Raw genomic sequence first — 17,166 nt, forward strand, 5'->3', positions numbered from 1 at the left:
GCGATGGCGTCAGGAGCGGCATTATGAAAATGTTAAGGTTAACGAACCTCTAAGCGGCCCCGCCGCGGTCCGCTTCCCGGAACGAAAACGCCTGCCGCAACGTTGCCAGCACGACGGAGCTGTCTAGGATCGACCGCCCCCGGACCGGAGCGCGCATGGCCTATTTCAAGCGACTGACGGGCGCCGCCGGGCTCGCGGCTGTGGTCGCCGGTTATGTCCACGGCCTGGTCTCGCGCCGCGTCGGCGAACCCCTGCGCCAGGCCCGGCGTGGCCAGGGCGCCGTCAGCCCAATCGCCTTGCCCTGGCGCGGCTGGAAGGACGTGCTGCTGCGCTTCAGCACCCGCATCCAGGAAGCGCGCGTGCTCTCGCTCGCCGGCGCCGTCGCCTTCTTCACCCTGCTGTCGCTGGTGCCGGCCCTGTCGCTGCTGGTGACGCTCTACGGCATGCTGACCGACCCGGCGACGATCGTCGGTCAGCTCGACAACGTCACCATCGTCTTGCCCGAGGCCGCACGCGAGCTCATCCGCGAGCAGGCGGTGCGGCTGTCCGGCCAGAACGCGATGAATCTTTCGCTGACTTTCATGATCGGGTTCCTCGTCGCGATCTGGAGCGCCAATGCCGCGATGAAGGCGATCTTCGACGCGCTCAACATCATCTATGGCGTGCGCGAACAACGCGGCTTCATCCGCCTCAACCTGGTCTCGCTCGGGACGACGCTGAGCGCACTCTTCGTGCTGATCCTGGCGCTGTCCCTGATCGCGAGCCTGCCGGTGGTGACCGCGCTCTTTCCCTTCGGCCACGAGATCGAGGTCGTGATCCGCTGGCTGCGCTGGCCTGCCTTCTTCCTCGTCGGCATCACCGCGATCGGCTGCCTCTATTGGATCGGCCCGGACCGCAAGCCGCCGCGCTTCGCCTGGGTGCTGCCCGGCGCCATCGCCGCGGCACTGCTCTGGGTCGCGGCCTCGGTCGGCTTCTCCTTCTATGTCAGCACGCTCGGCCGCTACACCGCGACCTATGGCTCGCTCGCCACCATCGTCGTGTTCATGACCTGGCTCTGGCTCTCCGCGATCATCGTCCTCGCCGGCGCCGAACTCAATGCCGAACTCGAGCATCAGAGCCGCTATGGCTCGGCGCCCGCGCCGGTAACGCAACTCACCCGCAACGCACCAGGCCGAGACTGAAGCTGCCCGCTGGAGCACGATGCCACAGCCGGCACCGCTTGACCTTCCCCGTAACCGCAGCGTCTGCTCGCCCGCAGGTCGCCCCGCCCCCGGGGCAATGATACGGATCCGCCGATGATCACCGCCACCCGCATCCATCTCACCATCGCCATGCTGATGGGGCTCGCCGGCGTGACGCTGCTCGCGGCCGGGACGCATGCCGGCGGCTCCGACAATATCCAGATCGCCGGTCAGATGCTGCTCTTCCATGCACCTGCGGTGATCGCCGCCTGCACGGCGCGGCGCGCCGAATTGCTTGCGGACTGGCCGGCTCGCCTCGCGATCTCGCTGCTGATCCTCGGCGTCGCGCTCTTTTCTGCCGATCTCGCGATGCGCGGCTTCCATGGCGAGCGGCTCTTCCTCGGCGCCGCGCCCGCCGGCGGCTTCATGATGCTCGGCGGCTGGCTCGGGCTCGTCATCGCCGCCTTGTTCTCCAAGCGCGCCTGACCGGCATCGACACGCTTTCGCAGCCTTTCGTCTTCAGTTAGAACGCGGCGCGGCGCGGCTGCCTCCCCGTGCCTTCGCGGAGCCTGCCGATGAACGCCCCTCATAATCTCACGCCCTCGCAAGCCGCCGAACTGCTCGTCCAGGCGCTGCCGCATATGCAGCGCTATGACCAGGAGGTGATCGTGATCAAATATGGCGGCAACGCCATGGGTGACGCCGCCACCGCCGAGGATTTCGCCGAGGATGTGGTGCTGCTCGAGCAGTCCGGCCTGAAGCCGGTGGTCTGCCATGGCGGCGGCCCCCAGATCGCCCGCATGCTGGACAAGCTTGGCCTCAAGTCCGAGTTCAAGCAGGGCCTGCGCGTCACCGACGCTGCGACCGTCGACGTTGTCGAGATGGTCCTGGCCGGCTCGGTCAACAAGGAGATCGTCGGCTACATCTCGCGCGAGGGCGGCAAGGCGATCGGGCTCTGCGGCAAGGACGGCAACATGGTCACCGCCCGCAAGGCGACCCGCACCATCGTCGATCCCGATTCGAAGATCGAGCAGGTCCTCGACCTCGGCTTCGTCGGCGAGCCCGAGACGGTCGACACCACCGTTCTCAAGGCGATCCTCAAGGAAGAGCTGATCCCGGTGCTGGCGCCGGTCTGTGCCGCCGCCGACGGCCAGACCTACAATGTCAACGCCGACACATTCGCCGGTGCGATCGCGGGCGCGCTCGGCGCCAAGCGCCTTTTGCTGCTCACCGACGTGCCGGGCGTGCTCGACAAGGACAAGAACCTGATCCCGGAGCTCACCATCGAGCAGTGCCGGCGCCTGATCGCCGACGGCACCATCTCCGGCGGCATGATCCCGAAGATCGAGACCTGCATCTACGCGCTGGAAAAGGGCGTCGAGGCCGTCGTCATCCTCGACGGCAAGGTCCCGCATGCGGCGCTGATCGAGCTCTTCACCGATACCGGCTCCGGCACGATCATCCGGCGTTGAGGCGTCTGCAAGGTAAGGCGCGGGGAACCCCTCCCCCTTGTGGGAAGGGGCAGGGGGTGGGGGTCGCAAAGCCGGAGCGATCGGTAGAAGCCGAGAACGCCGTCGCTGCTGCCACCCCCCGGTTCTTTCTGCCGGCGATCACCAGGCGGCACCACCCCCATCCCCTTACCCTTCCCCACAAGGGGGAAGGGAGGAGCGCAGGCGATAAGCCTTTCGCAGTTGAATCCGGAAGAGGGGAAGGCGGGACGTCGCGGCTCCCTCGTCTGGACGACCTCGTCGTCGCAAGGACTTTGCAAGTATCTTGCATGTCATGATGGTGCCCCCCACATGACATGCCCCAATGAACCAGAACACGACCATTCCAGCCATCGCCATCCCGCTCCTGCCGGAGCAGGCGGCGTTCGGCCATGTCGACCACTGGATCTTCGACCTCGACAACACGCTCTATTCGCATGAGGCAAAGGTCTGGCCCCAGGTCAATGAACGGATCACCCTCTTCCTGCTCGAGCTCTTCGGTCTCGACGGCCTCTCCTCGCACGAGCTGCGCCGCTATTATTACGAGCGTTACGGCACCACGCTGAAAGGCTTGATGGAAGAACACGGCGTCGATCCCAGCGACTTCCTCGCTTTCGCCCACGACATCGACCTGTCGCTGCTCGACCCCAATCCCGATCTCGGCGCGGCGATCGCTGCCCTGCCAGGCCGCAAGCTGATCCTGACCAACGGCTCGCGCGGCCATGCCGAGAATGTCGCCGGCAAGCTCGGCATCCTCCATCATTTCGAGGACATCTTCGACATCGTCGAGGCCGGCTTCCTGCCCAAGCCCGAGCGGGCGACCTATGAGAACTTCCTCGCCAAGCATGCGGTCGATCCGGCCCGGGCAGCGATGTTCGAGGACATCGACAAGAACCTGCTCGTGCCGAGCGCGCTCGGCATGAAGACGGTGCTTATCGTGCCGCGCACGCCCGATCCCTTCCGCGAGGCCTGGGAGCAGGCCGTGGTCGAGGCAGGCCATGTCGATTTCGTCACCGACGATCTGACCGGCTTCCTGAAGCCGCTGATGCGGCCGAGCGAAACCCTCCCGGTTACCGGCATCCTAGGTGAATAGCACCAGGCCGTTTTCCGTCATTGCGAGGAGCGCGAGCGACGAAGCATCCAGGGGCGGCAGCGCTCTACATCCCCCTGGATTGCTTCGCTGCGCTCGCAATGACGTTAGCCGTAGCGCTCCGCCGCAAGCCCATGGGCGCGGCGCAAGGATGCGAGGTCGAGCCCCGGAATCTCACCGTCGATCACGCGCCAGCGCCCGCCGATCATGACGCGGTCGGCCCGGTTCGCGCCGCACAGGACCAGCGCCGCGATCGGGTCATGCGCACCTGAGAAGCGCAGTTCGTCGAGCTTGTAGAGAGCAAGATCGCCCTGCAGGCCGATGGCGATCCGGCCGATGTCGGCACGCCCCAAGCAGCGCGCCGAGCCCTCCGTCGCCCAGCGGATCGTGTCGCGCGCCGTCACTGCGCTCGCATTCTTGTAGTGCAGCCGGTTGACCAGCAGCGCGTGGCGCAATTCCTCCATCAGGTTCGAGCCGTCATTGCTGGCCGAACCATCGACGCCGAGGCCTACGGCTGAGCCCGCCGCCTCGAGCTCGCGCGTCTTGCAGAAGCCCGAGGCGAGCACGCCGTTCGAAGTCGGGCAATGGCAGACCCCGACGCCGGCCTTGCCGAGCCGCTCGCACTCCTCGCAGGAGAAATGGATGCCGTGCGCCAGCCAGGTCTTCGGCCGCATCCATCCGACGTCCTCCAGCAAGTCGAGCGGGCGCTTGCCATAGACCTCCAGACAATAGGCGTCCTCGTCCTCGGTTTCGGCGAGATGGGTGTGCAACGGCGCGTCGAAGCGGGCCGCGAGCTCGGCCGATCTCGCCATCAGCAAGGGCGTCACCGAGAAGGGCGAACAGGGCGCAAGCGCGATCTGCACCATGCTGCCGGGCTTGGGATCATGGAACAGGCCGAGCACCCGCTCGCAATCGGCAAGGATCGTGTCCTCGTCCTGCACCACTTCGTCGGGCGGCAGGCCGCCATCCTTCTGCGACAGGTTCATCGAGCCGCGCGAGATGGTGACGCGGATGCCGAGCGCCCTCGCCTCCTCGACAGCGATGTCGACGGCGTTCTCCAGCCCGGCCGGATAGAGATAATGGTGGTCGGCCGCCGTGGTGCAGCCGGAAAGCATGAGCTCGACCAGCGCGGCGCGCACCGCGAGCCTCAGGTCTTCCGGCCGCAGCCGGGCCCAGAGCGGGTAGAGCGCCTTCAGCCAAGGAAAGAGCTCGCGGTCGATCGCGGCGGGATGGGCGCGGGTCAGCGTCTGGTAGAAATGGTGGTGGGTGTTGATCAGCCCCGGCAACACGACATGGCCGGAGGCGTCGAAGCTTTCGGTCACCGGCAGCGCCGGATAGCTACCGCTCGCGACCAGCTCGACGATCACCCCGTCCTCGATCACGACCCCGCCGCCGGCGTTCTCGGCGAGGATCGCGAGCGGATTCCTGATCCAGATGCGCATGACTGGTTCTATCAACGATTCTCAGCACTTGGCATAGGCTGAGATCGTTCGGCATGCCAGCCTGCGCAGCTGGGGCCCAGTTGATCAAAGGGACTAGTCAGACGGGGGAGAGTATCGCCGCTCTGCCATGCGCGTCACCGGCCAGCCCAAGTGCAAGCTGACCGGTGCGAACTGTGCGGGCCGGACTGGAGCGGCTCACGCCACCTTGGCGATCAGCGGCTTGGTCTCCCATTCCTCGCCCCAGATCATCACGGCGTGGCCGGGCGAGGCTTCGCGATACTGGCGCACCGGCGGGACGTAGTCGGCCGGGCGGATCGGGCTCTTGATCTCGTCGTTCGAGACCGGGCGCTTCTCCAGGCGCCTGGCCGGATCGGCGATCGGCACCGCCGCCAAGAGCCGCTTGGTATAGGGGTGCTGCGGGTTGCCGAAGATCGCCTCGCGCGGGCCGATCTCGACGATCTCGCCGAGATACATCACCGCGACCCGGTGGCTGACGCGCTCGACCACCGCCATGTCGTGCGAGATGAAGAGATAGCCTAGGCCCATGCGGGCCTGCAGATCGAGCATCAGGTTGACCACCTGCGCCTTGACCGACACGTCGAGCGCCGAGACCGCCTCGTCCGCCACGATCAGGCGCGGCTCGACCGCGAGCGCGCGGGCGATGCAGATGCGCTGGCGTTGGCCGCCCGAGAACTCGTGCGGGAAGCGGCTCGCCATGTCAGGCAGCAGGCCGACGCGCTTCAGCAGGTCGGCGACCTTGTCGCGCGCTTCGGAGCGAGTGGCGAGATTGTTGATCAGCAGCGGCTCGGCCACGGCCGCGCCGATGTTCATCCGCGGATTGAGCGAGGCGAACGGATCCTGGAAGATCATCTGCATGCGCTTGCGCTGCTCGCGCAACTCGCTCTGCCCGAGCTTCAACACATCGACGCCGTCGAGCAGCACCGAGCCCGAGAGCGGCTCGACCAGGCGCAGCACCGAGCGGCCGGTCGTCGACTTGCCGCAGCCGGATTCGCCGACCAGCGCCAGCGTCTCGCCCGCCTTCAGGCTGAAGGAGACGTTCTCGACCGCATGCACCCGGCCCTTGACCGAGGAGAGCAGGCCCGAGCGGATTTCGAAGCGGGTCGTCAGGCCCGAGACCTCAAGCACCGGCCGCTCGGCTGCCTGGACCGTATCGGGCACCTCGGTGGGCACGTCCGACAGGCCCGTCGCACGGTCGACCACCGGGAAGCGCATCGGCCGCCTGCGCCCTTCCATCGAGCCCAGCCGCGGCACGGCCGAGAGCAGCGACTTGGTATAGGGCTTCTGCGGATTGGCGAAGATGTCCTCGGTCGCGCCGGTCTCGATCTCGTCGCCATTGTACATCACGACGGTACGGTCGGCGATCTCGGCGACGACGCCCATGTCGTGGGTGATGAAGAGGACGGACATGCCCTCCTCCTCCTGCAGCGACTTGATCAGCTCGAGAATCTGCGCCTGGATCGTCACGTCGAGCGCCGTCGTCGGCTCGTCGGCGATCAAGAGCTTGGGCTTGCAGGCCAGCGCCATCGCGATCATCACGCGCTGGCGCATGCCACCGGAGAAGCGGTGCGGGTATTCGTGGAAGCGCGACTTCGCTGCCGGGATCTTGACCTTCTCCAGCAGACGCACCGTCTCGGCCTCCGCCTCGCTGCGCGACATGTTGCGATGCAGGATCAGCGCCTCGGCGATCTGGAAGCCGATGGTCAGCACCGGGTTGAGCGAGGTCATCGGCTCCTGGAAGATCATCGCGATCTCGTTGCCGCGGATCTCGCGCATCTGCGCATCCGGCAGGGTCAGCAGTTCCTTGCCGTTGAGCTTGATCGAGCCCTCGATCTTGCTCGAGCTGGGCGGGGTCAGCCGCATGATCGACAGCGCCGTCACGCTCTTGCCGGAGCCGGACTCGCCGACCACCGCCAGAGTCTCCTGCGGCTTGATCTCGAAGGAGATGTTGCGCACGACCGGTTTCCAGAGCCCCTCGACCCGGAAGGAGGTCGTCAGGTTCGAGACCGAGAGGATCGGAGAGGTCATGCCAGGTCCTTCATTGCGATCTGATCAGAGGCTGCGGACCGGGCACGAACGCCCACCCCGCAGCCGGTGGGCCGCGTTCAAAAGCCGGATCAGAATAACCAGAGCGCGGCGGATGTCAGCAGGCTGCGTGATAAAATATTGAGCGCTCCTGCCGTTTGCACACGCCATAACCACAGAGAATACTTCATCCCTGATTTCGACTTGGACAGGCCGGGATGGCGATCCCCACTATCGCGTCAAGAATGATCGAGGGGATCACACCATGAAAACGCATGTCGCCGGGCTTGCGGGCCTGATGCTGTTCGCGGGCCTCCAAGGGCAGGCCTGCGCCCAGGAAACCATCCTCAGGGTCAGCTCCGGCGCCAGCAATGTCTCGACCCTCGACGCCCACCGCGCCAGCGCGACCGACGACAAGGCGCTGGTCGGCTGGCTCTATAACGGCCTCGTCCGCTTCAAACCCGGCAGCGCCGACCCTAAGGACCTCGAACCCGATCTTGCCGAGCGCTGGGAGACCTCCCCGGACGGCAAGGTCTGGACCTTCCACTTACGCAGGGGCGTCAAGTTCCATGGCGACTGGGGCACGCTCGGTGCCGACGACGTCGTCTATTCCCTGCAGCGCGCCGGCGATCCGAAGCGCTCGACCTTCTCCTCGGACTTTTCGGCGATCGACAAGGCCGAGAAGCTCGACGACCTCACCGTCCGGATCACCCTGAAATACCCGGACGTCAACTTCCTCGGCCGCGTCTCCAACTACCATGGCGGCAACATCGTCAGCCGCAAGGCCGGTGAGGAACTGGGTGACCGCTATGGCGCCAAGCCCGTCGGCACCGGCCCCTTCACCTTCGTCGAGCAGGTGACCCAGCAATATGTGAAGCTCGCCGCCAACCCCGATTATTTCCGCGGCAAGCCCAAGATCGACACGATCATGATGCGCGCCATCCCCTCCGACAGTGCGCGCGAGCTCGCCTTCACCTCCGGCGAGCTCGACCTGTTCTACGGCAAGCGCGAGCAGCGCTGGGTCGATTCCGCCCGCCGCCGCCCCGGCTTCAATGTCGAGATCTTCCAGCCCGGCGAATACCGGCTGCTGCACATCAACCGCAGCCAGCCGCCGCTCGACGACATCCGCGTGCGCCGCGCTATCGCCGCCGCGGTCAATGTCGACGATCTCGTGCGCTATGTCGGCAAGGACGTCGGCCCCAGGGGCTGCTCGGTCGTGCCGCCCGGCTATCTCGGCGAGGATTGCACGATCCGCTACGGCTTCGACGTCGCCAGGGCCAAGGCGCTGCTGGTCGAGGCCGGCCACAAGGACGGCATCACCGTCAAGGCGATCGTCTCCAACATCTCGGCGCAGCAGCCCTTCATGGAGATCATCCAGGCGCAGCTCGCCAAGGCCGGGATCAAGCTCGAGATGCAGGTCGTCGACCACGCGACCTATCAGAGCCAGACTCGCAAGGATCTGAGCGGTCTCGTCTTCTACGGCGCGGCGCGTTTCCCGATCGCCGACACCTATCTCAGCGAGTTCTTCCACTCGCGCGCCACCGTCGGCACGCCGACCGCCGCCACGAACTTCTCGCACTGCGCCATCGCCGACAAGGAGATCGAGGAAGCGCGGGTCGCAGCCGACGCCGAGGCCCAGAAGACGCTCTGGAAGGAGGCGCAACGCAAGATCATGGACGATGTCTGCGCGATCCCCCTGTTCGAGCTGCGCCAGGTCTGGGCCCGCAGCGACAAGCTCGATTTCGGCTATGAGCTCAAAGGCGCGCTCAACCTCGCCCCGCCGATCACCGAGGCGACCACGCTGAAGCCGCGCTGATCACTGGCTCAGGGTCCGCTCGTGGAAACCGTACGCCGGCTCGCAGCCTATGTCGCCGAGGCGCGTGAACAAGAGCTGGCTGAGGATCTACGCGACGCCGCATGCCGCGCCATGCTTGACCTCGTCGCCGCGGCGCTTCCCGGCATCGATGCGCCCGGACCGCGCGCGGTCCGGCGGGTCGCCTCTGCGACGATGGCCGGCGGCAACCTGCCGGTCTGGTTCACCGGGCAGCGAGCCGGCCTTGCTGGCGCGGTCTGGTGCAACGCCTCCGCCGCAGCGGCGCTCGATCTCGATGACGGCCATCGCATCGCGCGCGGCCATCCCGGCGCGGCGATCATCCCGGCGGCCCTCGCGGCGGCCGAGGAGATCGGCGCCACGACGGAGGAGCTGCTGCGGGCGATCGCGGTCGGATACGAGGTGGGTGTCGCCGTTGGTGCCTCCCGTCGCTTCTACGCCAATACCGGGATGTGGTCGGGCTATGGCGTCGTCGCTACACTGGGCGCTCTCAGGCGAACGCCGCCGGACGTGCTGGCGCATGCCTTCGCCATCGCCGGCATCAGTGCGCCGAACCAACTCCATGCCGGCGCGGGCCCGCTCTTTCCAGCCCAGGAAGGCAACGACGTCAAGGAAGGTATCGCCTGGTCGAGCGCGACCGCCGTCAACGCCCTGCTCCTGGCCGAGGCCGGCCATGGCGGCCCGCTCGCCTTGCTCGACCAGCCCGAGCACTTCCGGCTGGAGGAGCTCACAGACGGTCTCGGCCGGCACCGCTACATCGCCCGCAACTACACGAAGTTCCACGCCTGCTGCCGGCATGTGCATGCGCCGGTCGAGGCGCTGCTCGGCCTTGTAGCGGAGCACCACCTCGCGCCTGATGGCATCGAGTCGATCGAGGTCGCGACCTATGCCGGCGCCCTGCGCATCGCCAACCGGCCGGAGCCAAGCGGCTTCACCGACATCCAGTTCAGCATCCCCTATTGCCTGGCGCTGGTCGCGATCGACGGGCCCGGCGCCCTGCTGCCGTTGACGCCCTCGGCGATTGGCCGGCCGGGTATAGTCGCGCTGGCGCGGACAGTCTCGCTGCGCCTCGATCCGGAGCTCGACGCCCGTTTTCCGGCGGAGACGCTGGCACGCGTGACCGTCCGCAGCGGCGGGAACACGCTCACCTCACCCGTGACGGCACCGCGCGGCGAAGCGAGGGTGCCGTCCTCCTGGGCAGAGCTGGAAGGGAAACTGCGGCGAGCCAGCCGCTTCGTCGCCACGCCGGCCCAGCAGGAGATACTCACCGACGCCTGCAACCGGCTGCGCGACGGCGACCATGCGCCGCTGCTCTACGCGCTCGCGACGATCAGGCTGGATTCGGCGTCAGGATAGCCCGCGAGATCTCTACCGCCGCTTCACGCGCGCTTGCCAGGAAGGCATCGACCAATCGGGCATTGCGGCTGTCGCGGTTGCGGCAGAGCTGGAAGTCGAGCTGGAACTCCGGCTCGAAGCGGCGGATGGCGATCTTGTCGCGCAGGCCGCCGACGATCAGCGGATGCACCAGCGAGACACCGACGCCGGCGGCGACGAACTCGCACAAGGTCGGCGAGACGTTCGCGGCCATGACGACTTCGGGCGTGACGCCGTGGCCTTCGAGCACCCGGCTGATGCTGCGATGGGTGTGGCTCTCCGGGTCGAACGAGACGAACGGAACCCCGGCGAGATCCTCGGGGATGATGACCTCCTTCGCCGCGAGGGGATGGCCGAGCGGCAGGATGCAGACCACCGGATGGCCCATCATCGGCTCGGCGGCGACATAGGGGTTGTCGACAGGGGCGATGATCAATCCGACATCGAGCCGGTGGGTGACGAGGGCATCGGCGATCCATTGCGAGCTGCGCGACTGGACCGAGCAAAACACGCCCGGCTGTCTTGCAAGGAAGCGCGACGTCGCCTCCTGGATGAAGGAGCCGGAGAGCGCCGGCATGACACCGATCAAGAGGCGGCTCTGCTCGTCGCGCCGGATCGCCTCGACCGCGTTCTCGACCTGGCGCACGCCGGCGAAGATCCGGTCGATCTCCTCATAGAGCCGCATGCCGCGCCGCGTCGCCACCAGCCGGCCCTTTACCCGGTCGAAGAGGCGCAAGGCCGTATCCTCTTCCAGATGCGCGATCAGCTTGCTCATCGCCGGCTGCGAGACGCTCATCATCTCGGCCGCGCGGCTGACGGTGCCGTACTCGATCACCGCCTTGAACGCTTCGACCTGACGCAGGTTGAGCCGTCTCACCATTGCATAACCCCAGGGAATAGAGCCGAGAGAAAAACGACTTTGACGAAATACAATGTCGCTCCCTAACGTCAAAGCCAACGAGGGATTTTCATGCGACCGGACATCGTCGTCATCGGAGGGGGAACGGTCGGCGCCGCCATCGCCTACGGCCTCGTCCGCAAGCAGGAGAATGTGCTGCTGCTCGATGGCGACGATGGCGATTTCCGCGCGGCGCGGGCGAATTTCGGGCTGGTCTGGCTGCAGGGCAAGGGCCTGGGCATGCCGGCCTACCAGGCCCTGACCCGCGACAGCATCGCGCTCTGGCGCGGCTTCACCGAGCAGCTCGAGACCGAGACCACGATCGCTCTCGCCTATGAGCAGAATGGCGGCCTCGCCTTCTGCCTTGGTGAGCAGGCCTTCGAGAAGCGCCGGCTCGACCTCTTGCGCCTCCATAACCAGCGCGGCGACAGCGAGCCGGATTGGGAGATGCTCGACCGCCCGGCGCTGGAGCGCCTGCTGCCGAAGGTGACACTCGGCCCCGATGTCGCCGGCGCCAGCTTCGGGCGACATGACGGGCACGCCAACCCCTTGCGGCTGCTGGCCGCGCTGCATGCCGGCGTCCTGCATCATGGCGGGGCGCTGCGCCACCGCGCCCGGGTCCGGCGGATCGAGCCGGCGGGAACCGATTTCCGGCTCGTGCTCGACGGCGAATCTCTGGTCGCGCCGCGGATCGTCCTCGCCGCCGGGCTCGGCTCGCCGGAGCTCGCAAGTCAGGTCGGGCTCGACGTGCCGCTGCGCCCGGAGCGCGGCCAGGTGCTGGTCACCGAGCGGCTCGAACCCTTTCTGCCGCTACCGGCGAGTGGCCTGCGCCAGACTGGCGAAGGCACGGTGATGATCGGGGCGACCAAGGATGATCCGGGCTTCGATGTCTCGACCACCGGCGAGGCGGCCGCGCGGCTCAGCCGCAAGACGGTGGAGATCGTCCCCGCTTTGGCCAAGGTCGGACTCGTCAGGCAATGGGCAGGGCTGCGTGTCCTGACGCCGGACAGCTACCCGATCTACGCGCAATCGCAGAGCCATCCCGGCGCCTTCGTCGCACTCTGCCATTCCGGCGTGACGCTCGCGGCGTTCCACGCCGAGGAACTGGCCACGGCTATCGCCGCAGGCAGCCTGCCCGAGCGCTTTTCTCCCTTCCATCAGAGTCGTTTCGATGTTCCGCAAGCTGCATGACCCGGGGCCGCAGGCGGTCACCATCTTCATCGACGGCCGCCCCGTCACTGCCGAGCTCGGCGAAAGCGTCGCCGCGGTGCTGCTGCGCCAGCAGGAAGGCTGGAGCCGGACCACCCCGGTCTCGCAGAGCCGGCGCGCGCCCTATTGCATGATGGGCGTCTGCTTCGAATGCCTGGTCGAGATCGATGGCCAGGGCTCGGTCCAGAGCTGCCTGACCCCGGTCGCCGCCGGCATGCGCATCGCCCGCCAGCAGGGCCGCCGGAGCCTCTCGGCATGAGCGATCACACCGACATCCTGATCGTCGGCGCCGGCCCGGCCGGCATGGCCGCCGCCGTCACCGCCCGCCGCCACGGCCTCTCCGTCCGCATCGTCGACGACCAGCCGGCGCCCGGCGGCCAGATCTGGCGCGGCATCGAAACGGTCGCCGCGACGCCGCGCGCCAAGCGGCTCGGCGAGAGCTACCTTGCCGGGGCCGAACGCGCCGCGGCCTTCCGCGCCTGCGGCGCCGACTACGAGCCCGCAAGCCAGCTCTGGCAGATCGAGCCGGGCTTCCGCGCCTTCATCACGCGAGGCGGGAAGGCTCGCGCCGTGACGGCCGAGGCGATCGTCCTCGCCACCGGCGCGCAGGAGCGTCCGATGCCCTTCCCCGGCTGGACGCTGCCGGGCGTGCTGACGGTCGGCGCGGCTCAAATCCTGCTGAAGACAGCCGATTCCGTGCCGGAAAAGCCAGTCTGGATCGCCGGCTGCGGACCTCTGCCGCTGCTCTACATGACCCAGCTTCTGGCGGCGGGTGGCCGCATCGCCGGCTTCCTCGACACGACCCCGCGCGGGCGCCTCGGTTCGGCGCTGCGCCATCTGCCGCAGGGCCTCGGACGCCTGGGTGATCTCATCAAGGGCCTGTCCTGGTCGCTGGCGCTGCGTCGCGCCGGCGTACCGATCATTCGCCATGTCACCGAGTTGCGCGCCGAAGGCGAAGGTCGCCTCCAGCGCCTGCGCTACTGCGCTGCGAGCGGACAGGAGTTTGAGGTTCCCGCTGAGGTGCTGCTCGTGCATGAGGGCGTGGTGCCGAACATCCATGCGCCACTGGCGCTCGGCTGCACTGTCCAATGGCATGCCGGCCAGCACTGCTATGTGCCGGTGCTCGATAGCTGGGGCGAGACCTCGCAAGCCAACATCTTCGTCGCCGGCGACGGCGCCGGCATCGGCGGGGCCGAGGCGGCCGAACCGCGCGGCCGGCTCGCGGCGCTGCGGGTCGCGACGAAGCTCGGCCGGCTCGACGATGGCACCGCTGAAGCTGCCGCGGCTCCTGAGCGTGCCGCTCTCTCCAGCGCGCTCGCACTGCGGCCCTTCCTCGACGCGCTCTACGCACCGCGCCCGCAGCTCTATGCACCGCCGGACGAGACGCTGGTCTGCCGCTGCGAGGAGGTCACCGCCGGCGAGTTGCGTGCCCGTGCGGTCGAGGGGCGACCCGGCCCCAACCAGCTCAAGGCCTTCACCCGCGCCGGAATGGGTCCCTGCCAGGGCCGGCAATGCGGCTACTCCATGGCCCATATCGTCGCGGCGGCGCAGGGCCGCTCCGTCGAGGAAGTCGGCTTCTACCGGATCCGGCCGCCGCTGAAGCCGGTGACGCTCGGCGAGCTCGCCAGCCTCGACGAGCAGGAACCGGCGGCATGACGGACGCCGCATTCGACGTCGTCGTGGTCGGCGGCGGCCTGCACGGGCTCTCCGCCGCGCTGCATCTCGCCCGCGCCGGCCGCAAAGTCGCGCTGGTCGAGCGGCGCTGGACCGGCCGTCACGCCTCCGGCGCCACGGCGGCCGGTGTCCGGACTCTCGGCCGCGATATCGCCGAGATCCCGATCTCGCTCGAAGCCATGGCGATGTGGCACAGGATCGAGGCGATCGTCGGCGACGATTGCGGCTTTCACGCCCATGGCCAGATGCGCGTCGCCGAGATGGCCGAACAAATGCCGGCTTTGATCGAGCGGCAGGCGCGCACGCGCGCCCTCGGCTACAGCCATGAAGAGATCATCGACGCCGCCGAACTGCGCCGGCTCGTGCCGGCGCTCAGCCCGCATTGCGTCGGCGCGCTGGTGGCGCGTCGCGACGGCGCCGCCGACCCGCACCGCACCATCGCCGCCTTCCGCCGTGCCTGCGAGGCCGAAGGCGTCGTCATCGCCGAGGGCTGCGGCGTCGAGGCGATTGACCGGCGGGGCGGCGACTGGCTGCTCGTCTGCGGTATCAGACGCTTTCGCGCGCCTCACGTGGTCAACGCCGCCGGTGCCTGGGCCGGACGGCTCGCGGCCCTGTTCGGCGATGCGATCGCGCTCGGCGTTCGCGCCTCGATGATGATCGTCACTGAGCGGCTCGCGCCCCTGCTCGACCCGGTCGTCAGCGTCGTCGGCCGTGCGCTCTCCTTCAAGCAGGCGGGCCAGGGCACGCTGGTGATCGGCGGTGGCCTGCAAGGCTCGGCCGATCTCGACGCTGAGCGCAGCACCGTCGACTTCCGCAACCTCGCCCGGGGCGCGCGCGCGGCGAGCGACCTCTTCCCGGCCGTCCAGGGCGTACGCATCGCGCGCTGCTGGACCGGTATCGAGGCTGAGACCCGCGATCATATCCCCGTCATCGGCCTGTCGCCGAACGCACCGGGCCTCGTCCACGCCTTCGGCTTCTCCGGCCACGGCTTCCAGCTCGTCCCGGTCGTCGGCGCGATCCTGGCAGAGCTCGTCTGCGAAGGGCGGACGCGCCGCGAGATCTCCGCCTTCGCGCCGGCGCGGCTGATGCAGGAAAGGGCGGTGGCATGATCGGCTATCTGGTCAGGCGCATATTGCTCGCCATCCCCACACTGTTCGTGATGCTGACGGCGATCTTCGTGCTCGTGCGCCTCGTGCCGGGCGATGCCGCCTCCGTCATCCTCGGCGACCAGGCCAGCGCCGCCTCGCTCGCCGCGCTTCGGGAAAAGCTCGGTCTCGACCAGCCGGTCCACGTCCAGTACCTCAGCTTCCTCGGCAAGATCCTCACCGGCGATTTCGGCCAGTCGCTATCGAGCGGCCGCAGCGTCATGCGCGAGGTGCTGCTCGTCCTGCCCTCGACGATCGAGCTCACTGTCGCCGCCATCGCGATCGGCCTCGTCTTCGGCCTGCCGCTCGGCATTGCCGCGGCGCTCGCCCGCAATGGCTGGGTCGACTATGTCTCGCGTGTCGTCTCGCTGGTCGGCCTGTCCTTTCCGGCCTTCGTCTCCGGCATCCTGATGCTGATCGTGTTTTCGATCCAGCTCGGCTGGTTTCCGGTGCTCGGCAACACCAGCGGCGCCGGCAGCTTCGCCGAGCGGATGCGGGCGCTGGCCCTGCCAGCGCTCAATCTCGGCATCATCATGACCGCCTATGTGATGCGGGTGACGCGCGCGGCGATGCTCGGCGTGCTGACCGAGGACTATATCCGCACCGCCCGCGCCAAGGGCGTCGGCCCGACCCAGATCGTCGTCACCCATGCCCTGCGCAACGGGCTGATCCCGATCATCACTGTGGTGGGGCTCTATTTCGGCACGCTGATCGGTAATTCCGTGCTGACCGAGATCATCTTCAACCGGCCGGGCCTCGGCAAACTGATCATCGGCGCGCTCAATGCCCGCGACTACACCCTGCTGCAGGGGCTGATGATCATCTTCGCAATCTGCGTGATCGTCGTGAACACGCTGACCGACCTCGCCTACGGCCTCGTCGACCCCAGGGTGAAATACTCATGAGCACGGCCGACACCCCCGTCGCGATCCAGCCCGGCGGGCTCTGGCTCGCCTTCACGCAGAACCGGCTCGCCTGGGTCGGGCTCGTCCTGCTGGCGCTGATCGTCTTCATCGCGCTCTTCGCGCCCTGGCTCGCGCCGCATGATCCGCTCGAGCAGAACATCGTTGCCCGGCTCGAACCGCCCTCGGCCGAATTCTGGCTCGGCACCGATTCCTACGGCCGCGACGTGCTCTCGCGGCTGATCTACGGCGCCCGCATCTCGCTCTTCGTCGGCTTCGTCGCGATCCTGATCGCGATGCTGGTCGGCACCGCGATCGGCGTGCTCGCCGGCTATATCGGCGGCGTCTTCGACCAGCTCGTCATGGGCGTGCTCGACGTGCTGCTCGCCTTCCCGACCCTGCTGCTCGGTCTGATGATCGCCGCCATGCTCGGCGCCAGCTTGGAGAACCTGATCATCGCCATCGCGGTGACCGAGGTCGCGCCCTTCGCCCGCGTCGCCCGCGCGCCGACGATCACGCTGCGCCAGCGCGATTTCGTCGAGGCCAGCCGCTCCTATGGCTGCGGCCCGTTCCGGATCATGACGCGCCACATCCTGCCGAACATGATCTCGGACGTGGTGGTGATGAGCTCGCTCTGGCTGGCATCGGCGATCCGCACCGAGGCCTCGCTCAGCTTCATCGGGCTCGGCGTGCCGCCGCCGGCGCCGACCTGGGGCGCGATGATCCGCGAGGGCTTCGAGAACATCCTCGACGCCTGGTGGCTCGCCGTTTTCCCGAGTCTCGCCATCCTCGTCACGGTGCTGGCGCTGAACCTGCTCGGCGATGCGCTGCGCGACGCCTCCGATCCCCGTTCCCGCGCAAGGTGACAGCGCCCCGCGGCATTGTTGCCG

15 protein-coding genes are annotated in these 17,166 nt (G+C 67.8%); 12 read left to right on the forward strand and 3 right to left on the reverse strand.

The genetic code is table 11. The annotated features are described in order from the left end of the window. Window positions 1-155: 155 nt before the first annotated feature. The 4 genes from B6S44_RS10630 (at window position 156) to B6S44_RS10645 (ending at window position 3,761) form a co-directional block, all read left to right on the forward strand. Complete coding sequence (locus B6S44_RS10630; protein WP_129156866.1) at window positions 156-1,181, forward strand: YihY/virulence factor BrkB family protein; 1,026 nt, start codon at window positions 156-158, stop codon at window positions 1,179-1,181. A 114-nt stretch (window positions 1,182-1,295) separates the two neighbouring features. Then, window positions 1,296-1,667, forward strand: coding sequence for a DUF423 domain-containing protein (locus B6S44_RS10635; protein WP_129156867.1), 372 nt, complete (start codon window positions 1,296-1,298; stop codon window positions 1,665-1,667). Between the two features lie 89 nt (window positions 1,668-1,756). Beyond that, window positions 1,757-2,653, forward strand: a complete 897-nt coding sequence (argB, locus tag B6S44_RS10640) for an acetylglutamate kinase (protein WP_129156868.1) — start codon at window positions 1,757-1,759, stop codon at window positions 2,651-2,653. Window positions 2,654-2,993: 340 nt separating this feature from the next. Then, window positions 2,994-3,761 carry a pyrimidine 5'-nucleotidase gene (locus tag B6S44_RS10645; RefSeq protein WP_129156869.1) on the forward strand — a complete coding sequence of 256 codons (768 nt, stop codon included), beginning with the start codon at window positions 2,994-2,996 and terminating at the stop codon, window positions 3,759-3,761. A gap of 104 nt (window positions 3,762-3,865) precedes the next feature. Here B6S44_RS10645 and B6S44_RS10650 read toward each other — a convergent pair whose 3' ends face one another. Continuing rightward, entirely contained in the window at window positions 3,866-5,200 is a 1,335-nt protein-coding gene (locus B6S44_RS10650) for an 8-oxoguanine deaminase (protein WP_129156870.1), read from the reverse strand. A 195-nt stretch (window positions 5,201-5,395) separates the two neighbouring features. After that, window positions 5,396-7,246, reverse strand: coding sequence for an ABC transporter ATP-binding protein (locus B6S44_RS10655; RefSeq protein WP_129156871.1), 1,851 nt, complete (start codon window positions 7,244-7,246; stop codon window positions 5,396-5,398). 262 nt (window positions 7,247-7,508) lie between these two features. On the opposite strand from B6S44_RS10655, the gene B6S44_RS10660 reads away from it, so the two are divergent. Both B6S44_RS10660 and B6S44_RS10665 read left to right on the forward strand, forming a co-directional pair. Further along, a complete protein-coding gene (locus B6S44_RS10660; protein WP_129156872.1) occupies window positions 7,509-9,059 on the forward strand; it encodes an ABC transporter substrate-binding protein in 1,551 nt (516 codons plus the stop codon). Window positions 9,060-9,080: 21 nt separating this feature from the next. After that, a complete protein-coding gene (locus B6S44_RS10665) occupies window positions 9,081-10,430 on the forward strand; it encodes an MmgE/PrpD family protein (RefSeq protein WP_129156873.1) in 1,350 nt (449 codons plus the stop codon). Here B6S44_RS10665 and B6S44_RS10670 read toward each other — a convergent pair. Beyond that, on the reverse strand, window positions 10,405-11,328 hold the full coding sequence (locus B6S44_RS10670) for a LysR substrate-binding domain-containing protein (protein WP_129156874.1): 924 nt from the start codon (window positions 11,326-11,328) through the stop codon (window positions 10,405-10,407). The two genes, B6S44_RS10665 and B6S44_RS10670, sit on opposite strands and share 26 nt — an antisense overlap. A 90-nt stretch (window positions 11,329-11,418) precedes the next feature. On the opposite strand from B6S44_RS10670, the gene B6S44_RS10675 reads away from it, so the two are divergent. From B6S44_RS10675 to B6S44_RS10700, 6 genes are read left to right on the forward strand one after another with little or no spacing between them, the layout of a single operon-like run. Further along, window positions 11,419-12,537 (forward strand): NAD(P)/FAD-dependent oxidoreductase, encoded by a 1,119-nt coding sequence (locus B6S44_RS10675; protein ID WP_129156875.1) that lies wholly within the window; start codon window positions 11,419-11,421, stop codon window positions 12,535-12,537. Beyond that, a complete protein-coding gene (locus B6S44_RS10680) occupies window positions 12,518-12,814 on the forward strand; it encodes a (2Fe-2S)-binding protein (protein ID WP_129156876.1) in 297 nt (98 codons plus the stop codon). The genes B6S44_RS10675 and B6S44_RS10680 overlap by 20 nt, the downstream gene beginning before the upstream one ends. Next, entirely contained in the window at window positions 12,811-14,211 is a 1,401-nt protein-coding gene (locus B6S44_RS10685; RefSeq protein WP_129156877.1) for an FAD/NAD(P)-dependent oxidoreductase, read from the forward strand. The genes B6S44_RS10680 and B6S44_RS10685 overlap by 4 nt, the downstream gene beginning before the upstream one ends. Next, the gene (locus B6S44_RS10690; protein ID WP_129156878.1) at window positions 14,208-15,338 is read left to right on the forward strand and encodes an NAD(P)/FAD-dependent oxidoreductase; all 1,131 of its coding nucleotides are present in this window, start codon (window positions 14,208-14,210) and stop codon (window positions 15,336-15,338) included. Before B6S44_RS10685 ends, B6S44_RS10690 begins: the two co-directional genes overlap by 4 nt. Next, a complete protein-coding gene (locus B6S44_RS10695; protein ID WP_129156879.1) occupies window positions 15,335-16,279 on the forward strand; it encodes an ABC transporter permease in 945 nt (314 codons plus the stop codon). The genes B6S44_RS10690 and B6S44_RS10695 overlap by 4 nt, the downstream gene beginning before the upstream one ends. Then, the gene (locus B6S44_RS10700; RefSeq protein WP_129156880.1) at window positions 16,276-17,142 is read left to right on the forward strand and encodes an ABC transporter permease; all 867 of its coding nucleotides are present in this window, start codon (window positions 16,276-16,278) and stop codon (window positions 17,140-17,142) included. The genes B6S44_RS10695 and B6S44_RS10700 overlap by 4 nt, the downstream gene beginning before the upstream one ends. Window positions 17,143-17,166: the final 24 nt, after the last annotated feature.

The organism is Allobosea sp. Tri-44 (assembly GCF_004123845.1).
In the GTDB taxonomy this organism is placed as follows: domain Bacteria; phylum Pseudomonadota; class Alphaproteobacteria; order Rhizobiales; family Beijerinckiaceae; genus Allobosea.

What these genes read in the sequence shown, in the direction of transcription:
- argB (WP_129156868.1), top strand. Translation starts at nt 1,757, where the DNA reads ATGAACGCCCCTCATAATCTCACGCCCTCGCAAGCCGCCGAACTGCTC.
- B6S44_RS10630 (WP_129156866.1), top strand. Translation starts at nt 156, where the DNA reads ATGGCCTATTTCAAGCGACTGACGGGCGCCGCCGGGCTCGCGGCTGTG.
- B6S44_RS10670 (WP_129156874.1), bottom strand. Translation starts at nt 11,328, where the DNA reads ATGGTGAGACGGCTCAACCTGCGTCAGGTCGAAGCGTTCAAGGCGGTG.
- B6S44_RS10650 (WP_129156870.1), bottom strand. Translation starts at nt 5,200, where the DNA reads ATGCGCATCTGGATCAGGAATCCGCTCGCGATCCTCGCCGAGAACGCC.
- B6S44_RS10655 (WP_129156871.1), bottom strand. Translation starts at nt 7,246, where the DNA reads ATGACCTCTCCGATCCTCTCGGTCTCGAACCTGACGACCTCCTTCCGG.
- B6S44_RS10675 (WP_129156875.1), top strand. Translation starts at nt 11,419, where the DNA reads ATGCGACCGGACATCGTCGTCATCGGAGGGGGAACGGTCGGCGCCGCC.
- B6S44_RS10690 (WP_129156878.1), top strand. Translation starts at nt 14,208, where the DNA reads ATGACGGACGCCGCATTCGACGTCGTCGTGGTCGGCGGCGGCCTGCAC.
- B6S44_RS10685 (WP_129156877.1), top strand. Translation starts at nt 12,811, where the DNA reads ATGAGCGATCACACCGACATCCTGATCGTCGGCGCCGGCCCGGCCGGC.
- B6S44_RS10645 (WP_129156869.1), top strand. Translation starts at nt 2,994, where the DNA reads ATGAACCAGAACACGACCATTCCAGCCATCGCCATCCCGCTCCTGCCG.
- B6S44_RS10660 (WP_129156872.1), top strand. Translation starts at nt 7,509, where the DNA reads ATGAAAACGCATGTCGCCGGGCTTGCGGGCCTGATGCTGTTCGCGGGC.
- B6S44_RS10635 (WP_129156867.1), top strand. Translation starts at nt 1,296, where the DNA reads ATGATCACCGCCACCCGCATCCATCTCACCATCGCCATGCTGATGGGG.
- B6S44_RS10700 (WP_129156880.1), top strand. Translation starts at nt 16,276, where the DNA reads ATGAGCACGGCCGACACCCCCGTCGCGATCCAGCCCGGCGGGCTCTGG.
- B6S44_RS10695 (WP_129156879.1), top strand. Translation starts at nt 15,335, where the DNA reads ATGATCGGCTATCTGGTCAGGCGCATATTGCTCGCCATCCCCACACTG.
- B6S44_RS10680 (WP_129156876.1), top strand. Translation starts at nt 12,518, where the DNA reads ATGTTCCGCAAGCTGCATGACCCGGGGCCGCAGGCGGTCACCATCTTC.